The 2,521-nt window shown below is 33.6% G+C and carries 2 protein-coding genes; both read left to right on the plus strand.

What is annotated here, in order from left to right; all coding sequences use genetic code 11:
* The first annotated feature begins 315 nt into the window (after positions 1-315).
* Complete coding sequence (locus tag RBB48_RS31500; RefSeq protein ID WP_088061498.1) at positions 316-1,275, plus strand: alpha/beta hydrolase; 960 nt, start codon at positions 316-318, stop codon at positions 1,273-1,275.
* 184 nt (positions 1,276-1,459) lie between these two features.
* Positions 1,460-2,191: a DsbA family oxidoreductase gene (locus RBB48_RS31505; RefSeq protein WP_097892162.1), complete on the plus strand. Its 732-nt coding sequence runs from the start codon at positions 1,460-1,462 to the stop codon at positions 2,189-2,191.
* The last annotated feature ends 330 nt before the right edge of the window (positions 2,192-2,521 follow it).

The following is a 2,521-nucleotide window of genomic DNA, read 5'->3' on the forward strand; positions in this document are numbered from 1 at the left end:
ACACGGAAGTTAAGCTCTCTAGCGCCGATGGTAGTTGGGACCTTGTCCCTGTGAGAGTAGGACGTCGCCAAGCAACTTTAAGACGAGTCAGAATGACTCGTCTTTTTTGTGTTTTAAACTTCTTATCAGCTTCAAGTAAGTAATCCGTATTCTTTTGATCCCCTCATATTCATTTTCTTTCATCATTTTTGATGTGTAGTTTAAGATTTTCTATTCTATTTTTTGTAGAAGCAATCTATCGGTGTGTTAAAATAGTACAGTTGTTTTTCGAGGTACTTTAATATAGGAAGATTTAAATTTTTTTAAGGAGATAATATGAAAAAGATAGGTGTAATTACTATAGTAGCTTTAGTCCTTCTAGCAATTACTTATATGTTAGTCGGGAATTATTTTTATAATTATGCGTTGAATGCGAAACAAGAGAAAGAGTTTTTAGAGGATAATCCTCACTTAGTAGAAACTGTGAATGCATCGGGAGGTGTGTTCGCTACAAATGAAGAAAAGGATGCGAACTTTGTATCAAATCATAAACCTAATACACGAAACATAAATTCTTTCGATAAGTTGAAATTAACAGGTTATGAATATATGAATGAACAATCTAGTCATAAATGGGCAATTGTAGTTCATGGATATGATAGTAGGGCATCGAAAATGACGAAATATATCCGGAACTTTTATGAACAAGGATATAACGTCATAGCGCCAGACCTTCGTGGGCATGGAAATAGTGAAGGTGATTATATAGGGATGGGCTGGCATGATCGTAAAGATATTTTGATTTGGATTCAACAAATTGTAAAGAAAGACCCTAATGCTGAAATAGCACTCTTTGGTGTTTCAATGGGGGGAGCAACTGTAATGATGACTTCAGGTGAAGAGTTACCTTCTAACGTTAAAGTTATTATTGAAGATTGTGGATACTCAACTGTTATTGATGAATTTACGTATCAACTAAAAGATCTATTCCATTTGCCAAAGTTTCCTGTTATGAATGCGGCAAATACAGTTACAAAATTAAGAGCTGGATATGATTTAGAAGAAGCTTCAGCTATAAAACAAGTGGCGAAAAGTAAAACACCTATGCTATTTATTCATGGGGATGCTGATACATTTGTTCCTTATGAAATGTTAGATGAAGTATATAATGCTGCAAAAGTAGAAAAAGAGAAATTAATTGTTCCAGGTGCTGGACATGGAGAAGCCGAGAAGGTAGATTCGAATAAATATTGGAATACCGTATGGAAGTTCGTGGGGAGATACATTCCAGCGTAATTAGATTGTTTTAGATTTGTATATACGATAATCAGAAGGAAAGGTTTTTATACTTTTGATTATCGTTTTTTCTATTTAAAAACTTATTTTAGTTTGTAGTATATAAGGTTTGAAGCATAAATTTTTGAATTCCTTATTGCCAGTGCTACAATAATTGAAAACTACATGTTAATGAGGTGTTTCTATGAAAATTGAAGTATGGTCAGATTTTGTATGCCCATTTTGTTATATTGGGAAACGTAGATTAGAAATGGCTTTAGAGCAATTTCCGCATAAGAAGGATGTTGAAGTGGAGTTTAAAAGTTTTGAATTAGACCAAAATGCTCCAATCTATTCTGGAACAAGTATTAATGAAGTACTTGCATCAAAGTACGGGATTAGTATTGAAGAAGCTAAGCGTAATAATGTACAACTAGGAAATCATGCAGCTAGTATGGATTTAAATTTTAATTTTGAAGAGATGAAGCCGACGAACACTTTTGATGCGCATCGTCTAGCTAAATTTGCAAAGGATCAAGGGAAAGGAAAAGAGATTACGGAAAATCTACTTTTTGCATATTTCACTGAATCGAGAAATTTAAGTGATGTGGATACGCTTGCTACTATTGCTGAAGCTTCAGGTTTAGATAAGCAAGAAGCTTTACGTGTTATTAATGATAAAGGTGCATATGCAAATGATGTTAGAATTGATGAATCGATTGCTCAGCAATATCAAATTTCAGGAGTACCTTATTTTATTATTAATCAAAAGTATGCTATTTCAGGTGCGCAACCACTCGAAACTTTTGTCGGTGCACTTCAACAAGTGTGGGAAGAAGAGAATCCTGCACCTAAGTTACAAGAGCTTTCTTCAGAGGGTGGAAGCGATATGTCTTGTACGGATGAAAGTTGTTCGATACCTTCAAAAGAACAATAGTTTTTATGAAGGAATAGCAACCCATAGAGTATTTTATGGGTTGCTTATCTATTCTTATAGAAGAGGTATATAAATACATAATTTAATAACGTAAATAGGATTTATAAAAAATGAAGTTTTTTTATAAAAACATATTGACGGTTGTATCTTAGAGGTGTAATATAGAACAAGTCGCCGATGCAATAACGCAGAACGCGGTAAACAAAATAAAAAACTTAGTTGACATTAACTAACGAAGATGTTAACATAAGGGAGTCGCAAATGAGCGACCAAGTAGTTCTTTGAAAACTGAACGAAACAAACAACGTGAAACGTCAATTTTTATTTTTA

The organism is Bacillus sp. MMSF_3353 (assembly GCF_030733445.1).
GTDB classification, from domain to species: Bacteria; Bacillota; Bacilli; order Bacillales; family Bacillaceae_G; genus Bacillus_A; species Bacillus_A wiedmannii.

Excerpts from the sequence above, each read along its gene's own strand:
- RBB48_RS31500 (WP_088061498.1), top strand. The coding sequence starts at position 316 with ATGAAAAAGATAGGTGTAATTACTATAGTAGCTTTAGTCCTTCTAGCA.
- RBB48_RS31505 (WP_097892162.1), top strand. The coding sequence starts at position 1,460 with ATGAAAATTGAAGTATGGTCAGATTTTGTATGCCCATTTTGTTATATT.